The following is a 16,835-nucleotide window of genomic DNA, read 5'->3' as shown; positions in this document are numbered from 1 at the left end:
ACAAAGGGGCCAATCCGCTCTACTTCTCAGCACAGTAACAAACACCTGGTGGCATCATTCACCTGCTGCGGGATTTTGCAGGTTCTGGGGCTGGTAACCCCCCTTCAGTTTTTCGCGCACCCCCTGCACCATTGCGTAGTAGACCGGCACCAGCAACGTGGCAAACAAACTGGCAGCCAACATGCCGCCAAAAACCACCAAGCCCAGAGAAACGCGGCTGACGGCACCGGCCCCGGTGGCTACCAGCAAAGGCACCACTCCGAGAATAAATGATATGGCCGTCATTAACACCGCGCGAAAACGCAGTCGGGTAGCAGAAAGCGCTGCCTCGGCTATAGACTTGCCCTTATCCCTTTCCACACAGGCAAACTCGACAATCAAAATGGCGCTCTTTGCCGCCATACCGATCAACAGTACCAGGCCAATCTGGGTGTAGAGGTTGTTGATGGAACCCGCGAGCCAGACCATCAGCATGGCACCGCTGATGGCGATGGGCACACATAACAAAACGGCGCAAGGAATGCTCCAGCTCTCGTACTGGGCCACCAGAAACAGGTACACAAATACAATGGCCAGGCTGAAGAGTATCGGCACCAGGTTACCCGCGGTAACCTCCTGAAAACTGATACCAGTCCACTCGTAGCCGTAGCCTTCCGGCAGGTTCTGCGCCAGCGCTTCCATAGCGTCCATGGCCTGGCCGCTGGAAAAGCCGGGGGTCGGGGCGCCGTTAATGGTGATACTGTTGTACAGGTTGTAGCGCGTGATGGTCTGGGGCGCCACAACGGGTGTGATGGTGGCCACGGAGGTCACCGGCACCAGGCCACCGCTGTTGGCGCGCACATAAAAGCCTGCCAGGTTTTCCTCTTCGTCGCGAAATTGTGCATCTGCCTGGGCAATCACCCGAAACACTTTGCCGTAGAGGTTAAAGTCATTGATGTAATAGCCCCCGAGCAGTGTCTGCAAGGTGAAATAGACTTGTGGCAGGGGCACGCCGAGCACATGGGCTTTTTCCTTATCCAGAGTGAGTTCCAGCTGCGGGGTACTGGCCTGATAACTGGTAAATGCCTGGGCAATTTCCGGTCTCTGGTTGGCATTGCCGAGCAGATCGAACAGTACCTGGGACAACTCCAGAATACTGCGCCCCTGCAGATCTTCCAACACAAACTCGAAACCGCCCACCGTACCAATACCGGGCAGTGGTGGAATGGCGAAGGGCATAATCTGCGCATTGGGAATGGCCTCCAGCTTTTTTTGCAGGCGCTCCATAATGGCAAACTGGTGGTCCTCGCTGCTGGTGCGCTCTTCCCAGGGTTTGAGTACAGCAAACATCATCGCGGTATTGGAAGAGGCACTGCTGGTCAGTTGGTTGTATCCCGGCACAGCCACCACATGGGCCATGGCAGGTTCCTCCAGCAAAATATCCGTGACCTGGTTGACCACCGGGCCTGTTCTCTCCAGGGAGGAACCGTCCGGCAACTGCACGTGCAGAGTAAAGGTACCCTGATCCTCATCGGGGATAAAGCCGGTGGGAACATGGGCGAACAGCCAGTAAGTGAGGAGGAAAATCCCCAGGATTGAGGCGATCCCCACCAGTGGCAGCCCGACACAGGCCTTTACCAGACCTGCATAAAAATTGGTAGCGCGGTGCAGGAACTTGTTAAAAAAGCCAAACAGCCCGGTTTCCCTGATCCCCGCCATCTCGTCTTTTGCTCCCGCCTTCAGGATGCTGGCACACAGTGCGGGGCTCAAGGTAAGCGCGTTGATGGAGGAAATCGCCACCGCCATGGAAATGGTGATGGCAAACTGCTGGTACATTTTTCCGGTAATTCCCGGCATCAGCATCACCGGCACAAACACCGCAAACAGCACCAGGGTGGTGGCAATCACCGGGCCGGTTACCTCACGCATGGATTCCAGCGCAGCCTCTTTCGGTGCCAACCCTTCTCCCATCAGGCGCTGGGTGTTTTCCACTACGATAATCGCATCATCCACCACTATGCCGATGGCGAGAATCAGAGCAAAAAGCGTGATGGTATTGATGGTCAAACCAAGGGCAAGCATCAGGGCAAAGGTGCCCACCAGGGAAACGGGTATTGCAATCGCAGGGATCAGGGTGGAGCGCCAGTCCTGTAAAAACAGAAACACCACCAGGATAACCAGGATCAGGGCAATAAAGAGCGTCTCCACAACCTCTTTGACAGAAGCCTCCACAAACAGCGTGGTATCGTAGAGCACTTCGGCGGTCAGTCCCTTCGGGAAACGCTGGGAAAGCTGTGCCACCTTCTCTTTGATGCCTTCGGCCACCTCCAGGGCATTGGCATCGGGCAACTGGTACACACCGATAACCGCAGAGGGCTGATTGTCCAACTGGCCGTAAGAGGCATAGGATTCACTGCCCAGCTCCACCCTGGCCACATCCTTCACTTTCACCATGGCACCATCAGGCTTGGCGCGGATGGTGATTTCCTCAAACTGCTTGGGATCGACCAGGCGCCCCTGTACGAGAATATTATACTGAAACTGCTGGTCTGTGCGGATCGGCGGCGAGCCGATCTGTCCTGCGGCCACCTGAATATTCTGCGCCTGTACCGCATCAACGACATCCTGCACGGTGACATCCAGTGAGGCCATGCGGTTCGGATTGAGCCACAAGCGCATGGCGTAGTTGCGCGAGCCAAAAATCACAACGCTGCTCACCCCCAGCACGCGGGCCAGCTCATCCTTTAAATAAATCTCGGCATAATTGGCCAAAAACAATTCATCAAATTTTTGTTCCGGGGAAAAGAGATTTACCACCAGCAGCAGCGTGGTGCTCTGTTTGGAGACGACAACGCCATCCCGCTTTACATCCTCGGGCAATTGCGGCATGGCCTGCTCTACCCGGTTTTGCACATTCACCTGGGCGATATCATCGTCGTAGCCGGATTTAAATGTGACGGTCAGGCTGTAGGTGCCATCATTCCCACTTGTGGAGGACATATACTCCATGCCCTCTACCCCATTCACCTGGGATTCGATAGGCACAGCGACACTGTCGCGCATCACCTCGGCACTGGCGCCCGCATAGGTAGTGGCGACATTGATGGTGGCGGGGGTAATTTCTGGAAACTGCGCTACAGGCAACAGGGGCAGAGACAATATTCCTGCCAGGGCAATCAGAATCGAAATCACAAAGGCAAAACGGGGCCGCCGGATGCAAAACGCACTGATCATACAACAGCTAAGCGGCCCGCGGCCATATCGGGCTACTTGTAATCATCGACCGCTCCTTCAGGCTGGGGATACTCGCTATCAATGCGGATGCCCGGCAGCATTTCAATCACCTCCTGGCTGCCGGCACCGGGGTCAGCCGGAAACTCCCCGTTTCTGGCGGGTGCTGCGGGCTGCGCCCGGGCATCGTAAGGATCGCGCGGAGTATTCTGCGGTGTCACCGGTTTATCCGCCACTACCCGCTGCAATCCGTTGACGATCACCGACTCTCCGGCAACCAGCCCCTGGTTCACGGCCCAAAGTTCCCCCTCCCGCTGCCCCAGAACCAAATAGCGCTTGAGTGCAATATTCTTCTCGCCCAACACAAATACGTAGCGACCCTGCATGTCCTCCTGTACCGCCGCTTGTGGCACCAGGGGTTTAAGAGCCTCGCTGCCGGTAAATACCCGGATGGACACCCGTGCAAACTGCCCCTGCACCAGCAATTGGCCCGGATTGGGGAAGAGTGCGCGCACCGCAACAGAGCCGGTAGTCTGGTCAATCTGGTTGTCGATAAATACGATCTCGCCCCGGTAGGGGTAAAAGTTGCCATCCGGCAGCTCAATACGGACATCCAGCCCTATCGGCAAAAGCCCTGCCCGGCGCCGCCTTTGCGTATCCACCTGCACGGCGTAAAGTTGGTCCTCCGGCACCTCGAACAGCACATAAATGGGATTCATCTTGACAATGGTGGTCAGCGGATCCGATTCGGGGCCCACCAGGGAACCTTCGGTAAATTCGGTGCGCCCGATGCGCCCGGTCAGGGGGGCGTAGATCTTGGTGTAGGAGAGGTCCAGCCGGGCACTTTCCACCTTGGCCCGATCTGCATCGACCTGAGATTTTGTCTCTTCATACGTGCCCATCAACTCATCCATCTGTACCTGGCTGATGGCACCGGTGGCAATCAGTGTGCGACCGCGGCGGAAATTGCGCTCGGCGACCCGCAGTGCGGCCCTGGACCGCTCCAGATTGGCGCTCTGGTTGTCCAGTTCCGCGATAAAGGGGCGAGGGTCTATCTCGAACAGCAACTGGCCCTTTACAACGGTATCTCCCTCCTGAAAGTGCCGGCTCTGAATGTAACCCTGTACCCTTGGGCGCACTTTATATTCGTCGGTGGCTTCTACCCGGCCGACAAATTCAAAGCGTGGAATGACCGGCTGCTCACGCACCACCAGTACCTCCACCGGAGGCGGCGGGGGCGGCTTTTGTTGCTTATCTCTGTCACCGCAGGCGCACAAGACAACTAACACAAGCCCAAAAAATACAATACGCGCCATGGCAGACTGGGGACCGCCTTTGTACACCAGGGTTTCTAACAACTATAGGCGTCAAAAAGTCGGCAGGCTGGCGTTGGAATCCCGCATGGGTATACTGACGTCATGAAATTTTGTAGCCGCTGCGGCAGCGATGCCGTCACATTTTCTATCCCCAAAGGCGACGACCGCCCCCGCCACCTGTGCAGCAACTGCGGCGCCATACACTACATCAACCCTCGGGTGATTGTGGGTGTACTGCCTTATCTCGGAGACCGGGTCATGCTGTGCCGACGCGCTATTGAACCCCGCCGCGGGCGCTGGACCCTGCCTGCCGGTTTCATGGAAAACGGCGAAACCAGTGAAGAGGGGGCACTACGGGAATCATGGGAAGAAGCACGTGCCAACATCCGTATGGACGACCTCTACTCGGTCTACGATATTCCCCATATCAATCAGGTCTACCTGATGTACCGCGGTGAATTGACAGACACCAATTTTGGACCGGGACCGGAATCCTTGGAGGTGGCACTGTTTCGCAAAGGGGAGATTCCCTGGCCGGAGATCGCCTTCCCCATCATGCACAAAACGCTCGAGCATTATTTCGAGGACAGCCAACTGGGGCATTACCCGCTGCACCGGGGCGTCATCTCGCGAAAGCTGTAAATGATCCTCTCTGTGATAGGGCCACCATGTGCCCCCGGGAAGTTTGTGTGAAATAACACCCGACGCTTGGTGCCCTGACTGACAAAAGCACCAGAACCGGGCGCCGGCTGTCAGCGGCGCGGGCCACAGCGCGCATCCAGCGGCCACAGGTCAAAGGCCGGCTCCTCGTAGGGATGCGCTTCATACAGGGCCGCCAGCACCGCATCCACACAGGTTTCAGCACACACCATTTCCACCCGGTACTCCGCCACCTCCTCCACCTGCCCGGATTCACCCAAAAACGGCCGGCTGCCTGGCTGTGGGCGGAACTGGCCGCTGCCCAGTACCTGCCAGCAACAGTGATCATAATCTCCCATACGCCCGGCACCCGCTGTAAACAGCGCTTGTTTAACCACGGCCAAGTGCGTTTCGGGAATATAGAGACAAAGCTTGTACATTGAATAATACCACGTTGGAAACAGCGCACTGCATCGCGGTGTGCCAGTAAAAAACCGGGGCAGTTCAGACCCTGCTTCTCCCGGCCAAACGCTGTTTATAGGTACATTTAGAACATCATGGTCATCAGTTTGCGCTGGTACTGGGTGGCAACAGGATCTCCAGCGCCCAGGCTTTTCACGATATCCAGAAATGTCTGCTTGGCAGCGCCGTCTGCAAAGTGCATATCCCGGCGCAGAATATCCAGCAGCAGCTCCAGGGCCTCCTGATGGCGGTCAGCCTGGCTGTACTGCACCGCCAGTTGGTAGGCGGCGTCGCCGTTTTGGGGATTGTCCCGTAGTGTTTTCTGCAGGGCCTGGATTTCCGGTGTATCCGCCGCCTGCTGCTTTAATTCCAGTTGCGCCATCAGTTGCTGGTATTCGGCATCCTGATCGGCGAGCAGGATTTTCCCCAATACCGTGTCAGCCTCCTGAGTGCGGTTCTGCTCGAGTAATAGCGCCGCCAGCTGCTTGGCAATATCCTCACGCTCGCTGGATTCCCTGTACGCCTCACGCAATAGCGGCAGGGCCGCACCCTGTTTCCCCTCGGCGATCAATGCCTGGGCCTGCTGCAGTTTGATATCCCAGGGTTTGGGCAGGTACTTGTCGAGCATTTCGCGAATTTGTGATTCCGGCTGCACACCGGCGAAGCCATCCACCGGCTGGCCGTCTTTGAGTAACATCACGGTGGGCAGGCTGCGCACGCCCAATTGCCCCGCGAGCATCTGCTCGCTGTCCGCATTCACCTTGGCCAGCAGGAACTGGCCGGCGTACTCATTCGCCAGTTTTTCCAGCACCGGCATCAATTGCTTGCAGGGCTCACACCAGTCAGCCCAGAAATCCACCACCACCGGGCGCTGCATGGATTCCTCAATCAGTATTTGCTGGGCGCTCTCCGCTGTTACATCGACAATAAATTCGTTCACAACCGCTCCTGAGTTGGGTTTGTCCAGGTTTCATTTTACAGGGAATCTGTTGAATATCTGCCCGGCGATTAAGCCGGTTTTAAAGAATCTCTTCGATCGCCATCCTTGCATGGCAGGGCAAGTGCATGGAGCTGCCTGGAGTGTAATAGTCAGCACCAGTGTCCGCGACGGATTTGCCAGCAGCGCCACTAGCGGTACAGATGCTCCTCGCCGTAAGCCAGTTCCAGGGATTGCCGCTCCGCCTTGCGCAGGCCCGTCACCACCAGCCCGTAGGATCGGTCCGCCATCCGCTCGATTTCAAAGTCCGGCACACTGCCATCCAGCAATACGGTATTCCAGTGTTTCTTGTTCATATGGTACCCAGGCAGTACACCGGAAAAGATATCCCGCAGGGCCTGGGCCTCACCCGGATCGCACTTTAAATTGGTGGCATCCACCCCGCGATAGTCATCGAGCGTGGCAAACATCCTACCCCGGATTTTAAACACCGACACCGCCGGGCCAAAGGGAAAGTCCTCCGTAGCCTCGGGGCGGGAAAGCAGGTAATCCCGCAATACCGCTCTCTGTATCATATTTTCTACCAGTTCAGGGAGGAGGGCAGACGCGGCGAGGACAGCAGCCTGGCAAATCGCTGCCAGCGCTCATCGGCATCCATTGCGCCATTTTCCACATAATCCGCCACCAGTTTCTTGCCCCAGTTATAGTTGATCACATAAGCGCCATAGGCGTCGAGAAAGTCTTTGCGCTGCTTTGCCTTGGCCGGACTCATCAGGGTGTACTGCTCAAACAACGGTGCCACTTGGTCGCCTTCGATCTCACCATCGATATACTGGCGCGCAATTTCATTGCCGGCAAAACCGAGTTTCTCCACCAGCACCATCACCTGGTCGTATTTCCCAGCACTGTCCGGGTCCAGGCCCGCCAGAGGAAAGAGCACTTCCCTTTCAAAGCGGGTCTTCTCCCCGTCGGGGAAGGCCAGGTCGATGCCATAATTGGCACTCCCTTCTGCAATCAGCGACTGTGGGCTGAATAGTGGATAGACACTGTATTCCACCCAGCCGCGCGCCTTCACCAGCGACTGCTCCAGCAGCGCATTGTAGGTGTGGTGACCGGGATAGCCTTCGTGGCAACCCAGGTCGATGGCGCGATCAATGGTGATCGGCAGGCCCCGATTGAGCTGAATCAGGCTCCGGGCGCCGCCCTGGTACCAGTTGTAGCCACTCCAGGGTTTGTCGCTGACATATTCCAGCACAAAGTGTTCGTTGCGCGGCAGGGAAATATGCGCTTTGGTGCGCCGCCGGCACTCCTCAATGGCCGCCTCGAACACCGCCTGCAGTTTGTCTGTGGGTATTTCAAATCCCCGCCGGAACGCCTGCACCCGCGTAGTCAGGGACTGGTCTCCCGGCAGCAGCCTGTCCAGTTCCCGCAGTAGGGGTTCGAAACTGGCAAGCTCCTGTTTGGGGGGCTCGGTATCGTAGAGTAGGCGTGCCTCATTGGCAAAACTGCGCGCATCCAACCCGGCGAGGCTGCGCGCGTGAGCCACCAGGGCACGCAATTGGGTTTTCAAATAGTGCCGGCGCAGGTCATTACTAGACCCCTGTATTTCTGCCTGTGCCGGTAACTGCTGCTGCAGCTCCCGGCCACGCTCGGCAATCTGTGTCGGGCTCATCCCGTTGAGGGCCGCCTGCTCCCGCCATGCCGCCGGGCCGTAGTAGGCATCCACGTAGTGCTTGTCGTGGTTGCCCAGTGCCAATACCAACTGTACGTACTCCGTGGCGATGTTGTCCATGGCCGTGCCTGCATTTTCCCCATCTGCCACCTGCCCCACTGCGGCCTGCTCGGTGTCCACCCCCGTTTCCCCGCTGCGTTTGCCTTCGCAGGCGCTCAGGAAGAGTACCGCTATCAGCAAAAGCCACAAGCGCAACCCATTTACCACTCGCTTCATGATTATCGCTCTCCAGAATTGTTTCGTTCTTGTTTTGACACCATTCCGTCCTCCGTCTCGCGCTGATCCTCTTCCATCCCCGGCTCAAATTCCCCACTCACCGGCGCATTGCGCAGTACCAAAAAACCGGCAATGCCGGCGATTACCGAAGCCAGCAGAATGCCCGCCTTGGCCTGGATCAGCAGGTCGTACTGGCTGCTGAAGGCCAACTCGGCAATAAAAATAGACATGGTGAAACCGATCCCACCGAGCAGCGCCACCCCGACAATATGCTGGAAGTTCGCCGACTTGGGCAGCCGACCCCAACCCAGTTTCCAACCGATCCAGGTGGCCCCCACAATGCCCACCAGTTTGCCCAAAACCAACCCCGCAATAACCCCCAATGTCACTGGGTTGACGACTGCAGTGGAGCTGGTAAAGCTGTCGAAGGGAATACCCGCATTGGCCAGGGCAAAAATGGGAATCACCAGAAAGCCCACCGGAATATGCAGGCGGGTTTCCATGCGCTGCAGGGGCGACTGGGCCAGGTTTACCCCGTTGCCAAGGGCCATCACACGTGCGCGCAAGGCGTCATTGGCAATGATTTTGTCACCGGGGCGAAAGCAGCGGTCGAAACTGCGGATAATATCTTTCACAAAGGTACTGAAGGCCACCGGATCATACTTCGGCTTGGCCGGTAACGCCATGGCGGTAATCACACCGGCAATGGTGGCATGCACTCCGGCCAGGTGAAACTCATACCAGAGTAATATCCCCACAAATACATAAGCCGGAGAGCGGCGTACGCCCGCCGCTTTCAACAGCCACATAATCACGATAAGGCTGCCCGCTGCAATCAGCGCCGCAATATTCACCTGTTCGGTATACCAGATCGCAATCACCAGAATTGCGCCCAGGTCATCCACAATCGCGAGAGCCACCAGAAAGGTCACCACTGCACGGGGCACACGATTGCCCAGCAGCGCAATACAGCCCACAGCAAAAGCGATATCCGTGGCCATGGGGATGCCCCAACCGCGCTCTCCCGCGCCGCCGACATTAAAGGCGCCGTAAATCATGGCCGGCACCAGCATACCCCCAATCGCCGCCATTACCGGCAGGACCGCCTGGCGCAGATCGGACAGCTCGCCCACCATGAATTCACGCTTTAACTCCAGGCCCACGAGGAAGAAAAAGATCGCCATCAGACCATCGTTGATCCAGTGGTGCAGGGAAAGGGAGAACACCCAGTCCCCGGCATTGAGGCTGATCGGCATATACAGCAGGTGCTTGTAGCCCTCCTGCAGAGGGGAGTTGGCGATAATCAGTGCCGCCAGCGCAGAAAGCATCAGTAAAATGCCACTGCTGCTTTGGCGATGGATAAATTCCTCAAAGGGGGTCACCAGGCGCCCAAAGGCCCCTTCCAGGGGCGCCTCAAAGACTTTTCCCTTGCGAATCTTGAACTTATCCAAAATGCTTTTTGCCATTGGCTGACATCCTCTTTTGCCAGGTTTGGCCCCACAAAAACCAGGGCTGCTCTTCTACCTACCGGTGCCAGAGGTTAGCATGCCCTCTTTATCCTTAACCATCCTGTCAGGATTTCACAACCACCCATGACCCGCCTGGACCAACTCCTTGTACAGCGCAACCTCGCCAATTCCCGCACCCACGCCAAAAAGCTGGTGGATGCGGGCAGGGTTCTGATTTCGGAGGGTGGCTCCCTAACACCCGCCCGCAAAGCGGGGCAATCCGTCAGTGCGCTCTGCACGCTGGAAGTCAGCCCCCTGCCAGAGGACCGGTTCGTGTCCCGCGCCGGTTTGAAACTGGCCGCGATTCTCGACCACACCGGGCTGAATCCCAAAGGCTGGGAGGCGCTGGATGTGGGCTGCTCCACCGGTGGTTTCAGTGACTGCCTGTTGCAGCGTGGTGCCGCCTCGGTGGTAGGGGTGGATGTGGGACAGGGCCAGTTGGCGCAGAAACTGCTCGACGATCCACGCATGCATTTATTCGAGGGGGTTAACGCCCGCCAACTGGCAGCTTCCCAAATAACACCTTACGCAGACAACGGCTTCGACGCCATCGTGGTAGATGTTTCCTTTATTTCCCAATTGCTGATCCTGCCGCAGCTACCCCCATTGTTGAAACCCTCCGGACAACTGATAAGTCTGGTTAAACCCCAGTTCGAAGTGGGCCCCGCGGGCATCGGAAAACGTGGTCTGGTGCGCGATGCCAAACTCTACCGCCCAGTGCGTGAACGAATAACCCGTTTGATTCTTTCGCTGGGACTCGAAATCAGGGAATATATCGAGAGCCCGATTCAGGGCGGCGATGGCAACCGGGAGTTTTTACTGTGGGCAGTGCCTGCTTGAAAAGGCAGCCGGTTTTGAAACTGCGGTTTTTCCTTTGATTCACGCTTTAAAAGCCGTATGCGGCCAAAGCACATAACCCGAATTTAAGTGGCCTTAAATTTAAAGCATGGGTGAGACACGAAGAGAGAGGTGACCAGTTCAGGCCGCTTAATAATGAACTGCAACTTAGAGTGAAACTCAAAAAGTGCACAATTCCCACTTTGCGGCCAACTTCAATATCACAGAGAATTACGATACCTATTGAGCGGATAGCAATAATCCATACCAGTTTTAAATTTCATGGAATATCCGTGAAGTCCATAAAAAAGCCTCAAACGGGCCTGATGGGTCTTTTTCCCTGTCACGAAAAGGTCTTTCTCGCAGTGAAATTCGTTCTACGCCTCCCCCCGGGGGGAGGCGTCGACAGGTTCCCGCGTTAGAGTGGAACAGCGATGAGAGGCAATTTGAGAGAATAGAATAATGAAAAAGCTGGTCAGCATGGCTGCCGCACTCTGTCTGACAGGGTTGGGTGGTGCAGGGGCGACTGCCACGGAAAAAGCGATGGCTGGGGCGCAGGTGGATCCTTTCTGGCGCAATGCGAGCATCTATTTCCTGTTGCCGGATCGCTTTGCCAACGGCGATCCGGGCAACGACCGCGCTTACGGGCGCAAAGACGATGCCGAGCTGCTGCGGGGTTTTGCCGGTGGCGATCTCCGGGGTCTGCTCGACAAGCTGGAAACTGGTTATTTTCGCGACCTGGGTGTAACCGCCCTGTGGATGTCCCCAGTAGTTTTGAACCATACGGGCCCGGTCACCAAGCGGGACCCCCTGTGGCCCGCGGCCTGGGTGCGCACCACACCGGTATGCGACTGGAACAACTTTGCCGGTAATGTTCACTGTGCCCTCACCAGCAATCTGCCGGATATCCGCACAGGCAGCGAGCAGCCGGTGGATCTGCCCCCGCACCTGTTGGCCAAATGGCGCAGAGAGGGGCGCCTGCAGCGGGAACAGCGCGAATTGGACGCATTCTTTGCGCGCACCGGTTACCCGCGCGCGCCCAAGTATTACATCGTCAAGTGGCTCACAGACTGGGTGCGGGAATACGGAGTGAACGGCTTCCGTGTGGACACGGCCAAGCATGTGGAACCGGAAATCTGGGCAGTACTGAAGAGAGAGGCCAGCCTGGCACTGGCACAGTGGAAAGCAGACAATCCGGATAAGAAGCTCGACGACCGCAGCTTCTTTATGCTGGGGGAGGTCTACCATTTCGGCGTCGATGATTTCGGGCCCACCAAAGGCAGAGTGTACGATTTTGGCGACCGGCAAGTGGATTTCTTTGCCTATGGATTCGACAGCCTGATCAATATGGGCTTTGCGCAGCACGCTGCACAATCCCCGCAAGCTATATTTTCACGCTACTCTTCCGCCCTGCACGGAGGCGCCCTGGATGGACTGGGCGTACTCAACTACCTGGGCTCGCACGACGATCACCACTCTTTCGACCGCGAGCGCAAACAACCCAGGGCGGCGGCCCTCAAATTGATGCTGGCGCCGGGCGCTGCGCAGATCTATTACGGCGATGAAATTGCCCGGCCGATGATTGTGAAAAATGCCGGCGGCGATGCCTCTATGCGCAGTTTGATGAACTGGCAAGACCTGGAGCGCAAAACTACCCAGGCACTGCTCGACCACTGGCGCAAACTGGGACAGTTCCGTCGCGCCAATCTGGCACTGGGGGCCGGCGAACACAGCAAACTGGCGGATCAACCCTACACCTTCTCACGCACTCTGGAGGGGGAACCCCCGGTACTGGTCGCCCTCGGCGTTGAAACCGGCAAAAAATCCCTACCGGTGTACGGCCTGTTTGCCGATGGCACCCTGCTCAAGGACTACTACTCCGGCACTGAGAGCCCGGTGGTCCAGGGGCGCGTTCATTTCGACACGGACAGCGACCTGCTTCTGCTGGGCGTCACTCCGGAACGGGAATAATCCGGCCGCTTGAGTTCGGCAACCACCCAGGTTGCCGGGTGCCATGTCGCTGCAGTGCATTACCGGGGACAGATCGCCGTTGTTCCAGGCACGGATGTGCTGCGACCAGAAACCGGATTCTCCCTGAGTAGCCATTTGAATCCCCTGACCATTAAAAATCAGGAGAGTAAATAAATCCGATTGGTCCTCCAGGTGGGGGGGGACTTGATCGCTTACATTTTAATCAAATGCTGCGAGGTGCCGGCCTTCCACCGGCTCGGGGCAATCGCCCTTGGCACCGTTTCCCCGCGAATCAGGCAGAGTGTGCGCGGTCGTGTCGTGCCATTGGATACCCCCCGCAGGGTTACTCTGCCCCGCACTACGGGAGGCTGCACTTACTCAATGCCGGTCTCTCCCGGCTGTCACACCACTGGGCAGGTGTCTCCCCATCCCGTCACCTCAACCGAACCCGGACGACAACCACGTAAAAACCGTTTGCCGCCCTGTATAGAGGACATGCCCATAAGCATTTCGCGCCTGCCTGGCCCCCTCAGACAGAGTGCCAACGCCCGGTCACTGAATCAGCCAATCCACACCTGCGGCGCGGTTTCTCACTGTGGCGTGGCCGGCTCTCGGGACAGTTGTTCCGATAGTCGCGCCAGGGTTCTCCAACGGGGGTTCTCGGTGGCACCGTTGGCGATTTTGATCAGGGTGAAGTAAGGCACGCCAGAGCGCTCGGAAATTTCTTTCCACTGGCCCCGGCGCTCCCGCAGTTGCGCCCTGACTTTTTCAAGCAAGTCACCACCTGTATCCATCGGAGTCCCCCATTTAAGGCTAAATTAGCCATATTGGGCTCAAATGTCAAGCCATACACGGTTAGCCATATATGGCAATATAGCGGTATGAAACACCAGCTCAGAAAACGCATCGCCGCAAGGCTCAACCTGGCCATGAGAAACAGCCCCAGCCTCTCTACCCAGGCGGCTTTGGGAAAACGCAGTGGCGTTGGCCAGACCACCATCGGTCGCATACTGCGGGCTGAAGTGGATGCCCGCGCGGAAACCCTGCAAGCACTCGCCAAAGCCCTGGGAAAATCCGTAGCGTATTTCACCGACAGCGGCAAACCAGCGCCGGGCAACCTTATTCAGGAAACCCCACTCACCTACACCAGTGATGCCGCAGCGCGTGCAGTCTACCGCCAGGTACCACTGATTTCGCCGGTGAAAGCCGTTACCTGGGCAGAGACTTTTGAAAACGGCAGTGCCCAGGCAGACGGAGAGCAGATCCCCACCACCACCCGCGTCGGCCCGCGCGCCTTCGCCCTCAAAGTGGAAGGAGATGCCATGACCGCGCCCAACGGCCTCTCCATCCCGGAGGGATATATCGTGGTTGTGGACCCGGACTGCGACTACGAGAACGGCTCCATTGTGGCTGCCAGGCTGCCCGGTGACAAAAAAGTCACCCTTAAAAAGCTGGTCATAGACGGGCCCAATCAATATTTGAAATCCCTCAATCCCGCCTATGTACCCATTCAAATGAACCGCAGCGGCAAAATCATTGGCGTGGCCAAAAGTGTCCTGTACGACCTCTAGGGACAGCACTGGCCCATCAGCCTGCCGGCTGTTGACCAGTCCAACTCCATAACCCCCAACCCCCTGTGCGGGCATTGATACTACCGTCAGTGCCGTTTTTGACTAGTCCCCACCCTGCCATCGCCATACACTGGGAGGCGGAAACGGGAGGGGTCGATGACACTCGATACAGCAATTTGCGCCAGAGCACGCCAGGCACGAGACCGGCGCTTCGATGGGCGCTTTTTCACTGCGGTAAAAACCACCGGGATTTTCTGCCGTCCCATCTGCCCGGCGCGTGCCCCGCTGGAACGCAACGTCACCTATTTTGCCACCGCAGCGGAAGCGGCAGATGCCGGCTTCAGGCCCTGCCTGCGCTGCCGGCCGGATTGTGCGCCGGGCAGCCCGGCCTGGGGGCTGGTTTCCACCACTGTGCAGCGGGCGCTGAGGCTAATGCGCAGTGAGCGCGAACCCCAGTCTGTGGAAAGGCTCGCGGAACGCCTCGGTATCAGCAGCCGCTATCTGCGCCGTTTATTCGCCGAACACCTGGGGATGCGCCCTCTGGCGGTATGGCAAACAGAGCGCGCGCTGTTTGCCTTCCGCTTATTGCGCGACACCTCTCTGACAATCGCCGAGATCGCCTATGCGTCGGGCTTTAACAGCCTGCGGCGTTTTAATGGGGTCTTTAAGCAGCTCTACCAGCGCACCCCCTCGGAGGTACGCAGAGTAGGCAGTGTCGATGGGGTGGCAAAGGGCACACCCGCACAAGTGCAGCTGTCTCTCGAGTATCGCCCGCCACTGCACTGGCCACAGATGCTGGCCTTTCTCGGCACCCGCGCCCTGGCCGGAGTGGAGCAGGTGGAAGACGGGGTTTACCAGCGCAGTTTTGAACTGGACCGCTTCCGCGGTGTTCTGCGCGTGACCCATGAGCCGAAACAGCACCGCCTGCTGGTGGAGACCAGCAGCCAGGGGGGCGCCACCAGTCTCTACCTGCTCAACCAGCGCCTGCGCCGCCTGTTTGACCTGGATGCGGACAGCGGTGCAATAGCAGCGGTCTTAAGCCGCGATTCCCTCATGGCCCGCCAGTTGGAAATGGCGCCGGGGCTGCGCCTGCCCGGCGCCTGGGACCCCTTTGAGACTGCCCTGCGAGCGATTTTGGGGCAGCAAATCAGCGTGGCCGCAGCCACCACCATCGCCGGGCGCCTTGTAGCCCGCTATGGGACCGCTTTTGTGGATGAGACTGGCACCGAGCGCAGTTTGTTTCCCACTCCAGAGCAATTGGCGCAGGCGGACTTTGCCGGCCTAGGACTGACCCGCAGCCGCGCAAAAACACTGCGCGGGTTTGTGGCGGCGACACGCGAGGGGCGCATCGATTTTACCCAGCCCTCCCTCGACGCCTGGTGTAAGCAGGTCACTGCACTGCCGGGCATCGGCGACTGGACGGCGCAGTATATTGCCATGCGCAGCCTGTCCATGCCCGACGCCTTTCCCGCTTCGGATCTGGGTATCTTGCAGGCGCTGGGCAGTACCGATGAAAAAGCAACACCCAAAGCGGCTCTGGCAAGGGCCGAGCACTGGCGACCCTGGCGCGCCTACGGCGCCCTGTTGCTGTGGCAGTCATTGAAATCGGGAGAGCGAAGATGATCCATTACAAGCGTTACACTACCGACCTGGGAGAAGTAGACATCGCCGCCGGCAAAGACGGTGTTGTCGCACTGCAATTCCACCACAAAACACGCCCCCTGCCCTTGGCAGCGGACTGGCAGCCCGGTGCCACAGCGCTGACCGACCGGGCCGCGCAACAGCTACGGGAGTACCTGGCGGCAAAGCGGCGGCACTTCCACCTGCCCCTGGCACCTCGCGGCACCACATTCCAGCGCCGGGTGTGGGAGGCACTGCTGGCGATTCCCTACGGTGAAACCCGCAACTATACCCAGCAGGCACAGCAGCTGGGGCAACCGCGGGCCATCCGCGCGGTTGCCCGCGCTAATGGCGCCAACCCCGTGGCGGTGGTGATTCCCTGCCACCGGGTAATCGGCGCCAATGGCACTCTCACAGGCTATGCCGGCGGCCTGCCACTGAAGGCACACCTGCTAACTCTGGAGGGCGCCGAATTTGCAGCTCCGCGCCCCTGATGCGGGCTTTGTCAGGCTTCGCAGGTAGCGGTGATAACCGGCCCTAAGCCGGTCATTAGGCTTGTAAAAAGTATGATTGATTTCTAATAAATTCATTCATTCCAACATCAATGGGTCTCAGAGAGTGGCTTATGCTGATAACCCTTTCAGTTTTATGGTGCGGATCATTTTTCTTTATTGAGTTGGCTGTTTCTGAGTTGCCAACTTTAACCATCGTCTTATTGAGAGTTGCACTTGCGGCAATCGCTCTATGGCTGTTCACACTTATATCTAGACTATGTGTGCCCAAATCATTCACAGTATGGTGTAGCTTTTTAATCAT

The 16,835-nt window shown here is 57.9% G+C and carries 15 protein-coding genes; 6 read left to right on the top strand and 9 right to left on the bottom strand.

Annotation, left to right across the window (positions count from 1 at the left end):
- Nucleotides 1–54: 54 nt before the first annotated feature.
- Both Q5Y71_RS01055 and Q5Y71_RS01050 read right to left on the bottom strand, forming a co-directional pair.
- The gene (locus Q5Y71_RS01055) at nucleotides 55–3,213 is read right to left on the bottom strand and encodes an efflux RND transporter permease subunit (RefSeq protein ID WP_306039350.1); all 3,159 of its coding nucleotides are present in this window, start codon (nucleotides 3,211–3,213) and stop codon (nucleotides 55–57) included.
- Between the two features lie 32 nt (nucleotides 3,214–3,245).
- Entirely contained in the window at nucleotides 3,246–4,553 is a 1,308-nt protein-coding gene (locus Q5Y71_RS01050) for an efflux RND transporter periplasmic adaptor subunit (RefSeq protein WP_306039349.1), read from the bottom strand.
- A 75-nt stretch (nucleotides 4,554–4,628) separates the two neighbouring features.
- Between Q5Y71_RS01050 and Q5Y71_RS01045 the strand changes: the two genes are divergently transcribed.
- On the top strand, nucleotides 4,629–5,168 hold the full coding sequence (locus tag Q5Y71_RS01045) for an NUDIX hydrolase (protein WP_301414192.1): 540 nt from the start codon (nucleotides 4,629–4,631) through the stop codon (nucleotides 5,166–5,168).
- A 110-nt stretch (nucleotides 5,169–5,278) separates the two neighbouring features.
- On the opposite strand, the gene Q5Y71_RS01040 is transcribed toward Q5Y71_RS01045, so the two are convergent.
- From Q5Y71_RS01040 to nhaA, 5 genes are all read right to left on the bottom strand, one after another.
- Nucleotides 5,279–5,605, bottom strand: a complete 327-nt coding sequence (locus tag Q5Y71_RS01040; protein WP_306039347.1) for a YqfO family protein — start codon at nucleotides 5,603–5,605, stop codon at nucleotides 5,279–5,281.
- Nucleotides 5,606–5,712: 107 nt separating this feature from the next.
- Nucleotides 5,713–6,567 carry a thioredoxin gene (gene trxA / locus Q5Y71_RS01035; protein ID WP_306039346.1) on the bottom strand — a complete coding sequence of 285 codons (855 nt, stop codon included), beginning with the start codon at nucleotides 6,565–6,567 and terminating at the stop codon, nucleotides 5,713–5,715.
- Between the two features lie 188 nt (nucleotides 6,568–6,755).
- Nucleotides 6,756–7,136: an MmcQ/YjbR family DNA-binding protein gene (locus tag Q5Y71_RS01030; RefSeq protein WP_371876974.1), complete on the bottom strand. Its 381-nt coding sequence runs from the start codon at nucleotides 7,134–7,136 to the stop codon at nucleotides 6,756–6,758.
- A gap of 8 nt (nucleotides 7,137–7,144) precedes the next feature.
- Entirely contained in the window at nucleotides 7,145–8,512 is a 1,368-nt protein-coding gene (locus Q5Y71_RS01025; protein WP_306039343.1) for a hypothetical protein, read from the bottom strand.
- 2 nt (nucleotides 8,513–8,514) lie between these two features.
- Nucleotides 8,515–9,978 carry a Na+/H+ antiporter NhaA gene (gene nhaA / locus Q5Y71_RS01020; protein WP_306039341.1) on the bottom strand — a complete coding sequence of 488 codons (1,464 nt, stop codon included), beginning with the start codon at nucleotides 9,976–9,978 and terminating at the stop codon, nucleotides 8,515–8,517.
- Between the two features lie 126 nt (nucleotides 9,979–10,104).
- Here nhaA and Q5Y71_RS01015 point away from each other — a divergent pair, with 126 nt between their 5' ends.
- Both Q5Y71_RS01015 and Q5Y71_RS01010 read left to right on the top strand, forming a co-directional pair.
- A complete protein-coding gene (locus tag Q5Y71_RS01015; RefSeq protein ID WP_306039339.1) occupies nucleotides 10,105–10,860 on the top strand; it encodes a TlyA family RNA methyltransferase in 756 nt (251 codons plus the stop codon).
- 459 nt (nucleotides 10,861–11,319) lie between these two features.
- The gene (locus tag Q5Y71_RS01010; protein ID WP_306039338.1) at nucleotides 11,320–12,828 is read left to right on the top strand and encodes an alpha-amylase family glycosyl hydrolase; all 1,509 of its coding nucleotides are present in this window, start codon (nucleotides 11,320–11,322) and stop codon (nucleotides 12,826–12,828) included.
- Between the two features lie 590 nt (nucleotides 12,829–13,418).
- Here Q5Y71_RS01010 and Q5Y71_RS01005 read toward each other — a convergent pair.
- Complete coding sequence (locus Q5Y71_RS01005) at nucleotides 13,419–13,622, bottom strand: hypothetical protein (protein ID WP_301414201.1); 204 nt, start codon at nucleotides 13,620–13,622, stop codon at nucleotides 13,419–13,421.
- Between the two features lie 87 nt (nucleotides 13,623–13,709).
- Between Q5Y71_RS01005 and Q5Y71_RS01000 the strand changes: the two genes are divergently transcribed.
- The 3 genes from Q5Y71_RS01000 to Q5Y71_RS00990 all read left to right on the top strand — a co-directional run bounded on the left by Q5Y71_RS01000 (nucleotide 13,710) and on the right by Q5Y71_RS00990 (nucleotide 16,513).
- Nucleotides 13,710–14,399 carry a LexA family transcriptional regulator gene (locus tag Q5Y71_RS01000; protein WP_306039336.1) on the top strand — a complete coding sequence of 230 codons (690 nt, stop codon included), beginning with the start codon at nucleotides 13,710–13,712 and terminating at the stop codon, nucleotides 14,397–14,399.
- Nucleotides 14,400–14,555: 156 nt separating this feature from the next.
- Nucleotides 14,556–16,022: a DNA-3-methyladenine glycosylase 2 family protein gene (locus Q5Y71_RS00995; RefSeq protein WP_306039334.1), complete on the top strand. Its 1,467-nt coding sequence runs from the start codon at nucleotides 14,556–14,558 to the stop codon at nucleotides 16,020–16,022.
- Nucleotides 16,019–16,513 carry a methylated-DNA--[protein]-cysteine S-methyltransferase gene (locus tag Q5Y71_RS00990; RefSeq protein WP_306039332.1) on the top strand — a complete coding sequence of 165 codons (495 nt, stop codon included), beginning with the start codon at nucleotides 16,019–16,021 and terminating at the stop codon, nucleotides 16,511–16,513. The genes Q5Y71_RS00995 and Q5Y71_RS00990 overlap by 4 nt, the downstream gene beginning before the upstream one ends.
- 55 nt (nucleotides 16,514–16,568) lie before the next feature.
- Here the strand turns inward: Q5Y71_RS00990 and Q5Y71_RS00985 are convergent, their stop codons facing one another.
- A complete protein-coding gene (locus Q5Y71_RS00985; protein ID WP_306039330.1) occupies nucleotides 16,569–16,835 on the bottom strand; it encodes a hypothetical protein in 267 nt (88 codons plus the stop codon).

It is taken from the genome of Microbulbifer sp. 2205BS26-8 (assembly GCF_030731025.1).
In the GTDB taxonomy this organism is placed as follows: Bacteria; Pseudomonadota; Gammaproteobacteria; order Pseudomonadales; family Cellvibrionaceae; genus Microbulbifer; species Microbulbifer spongiae.
Note: the sequence above shows the minus strand (reverse complement) of the source record. Positions and strands in the feature narration are given on the sequence as shown.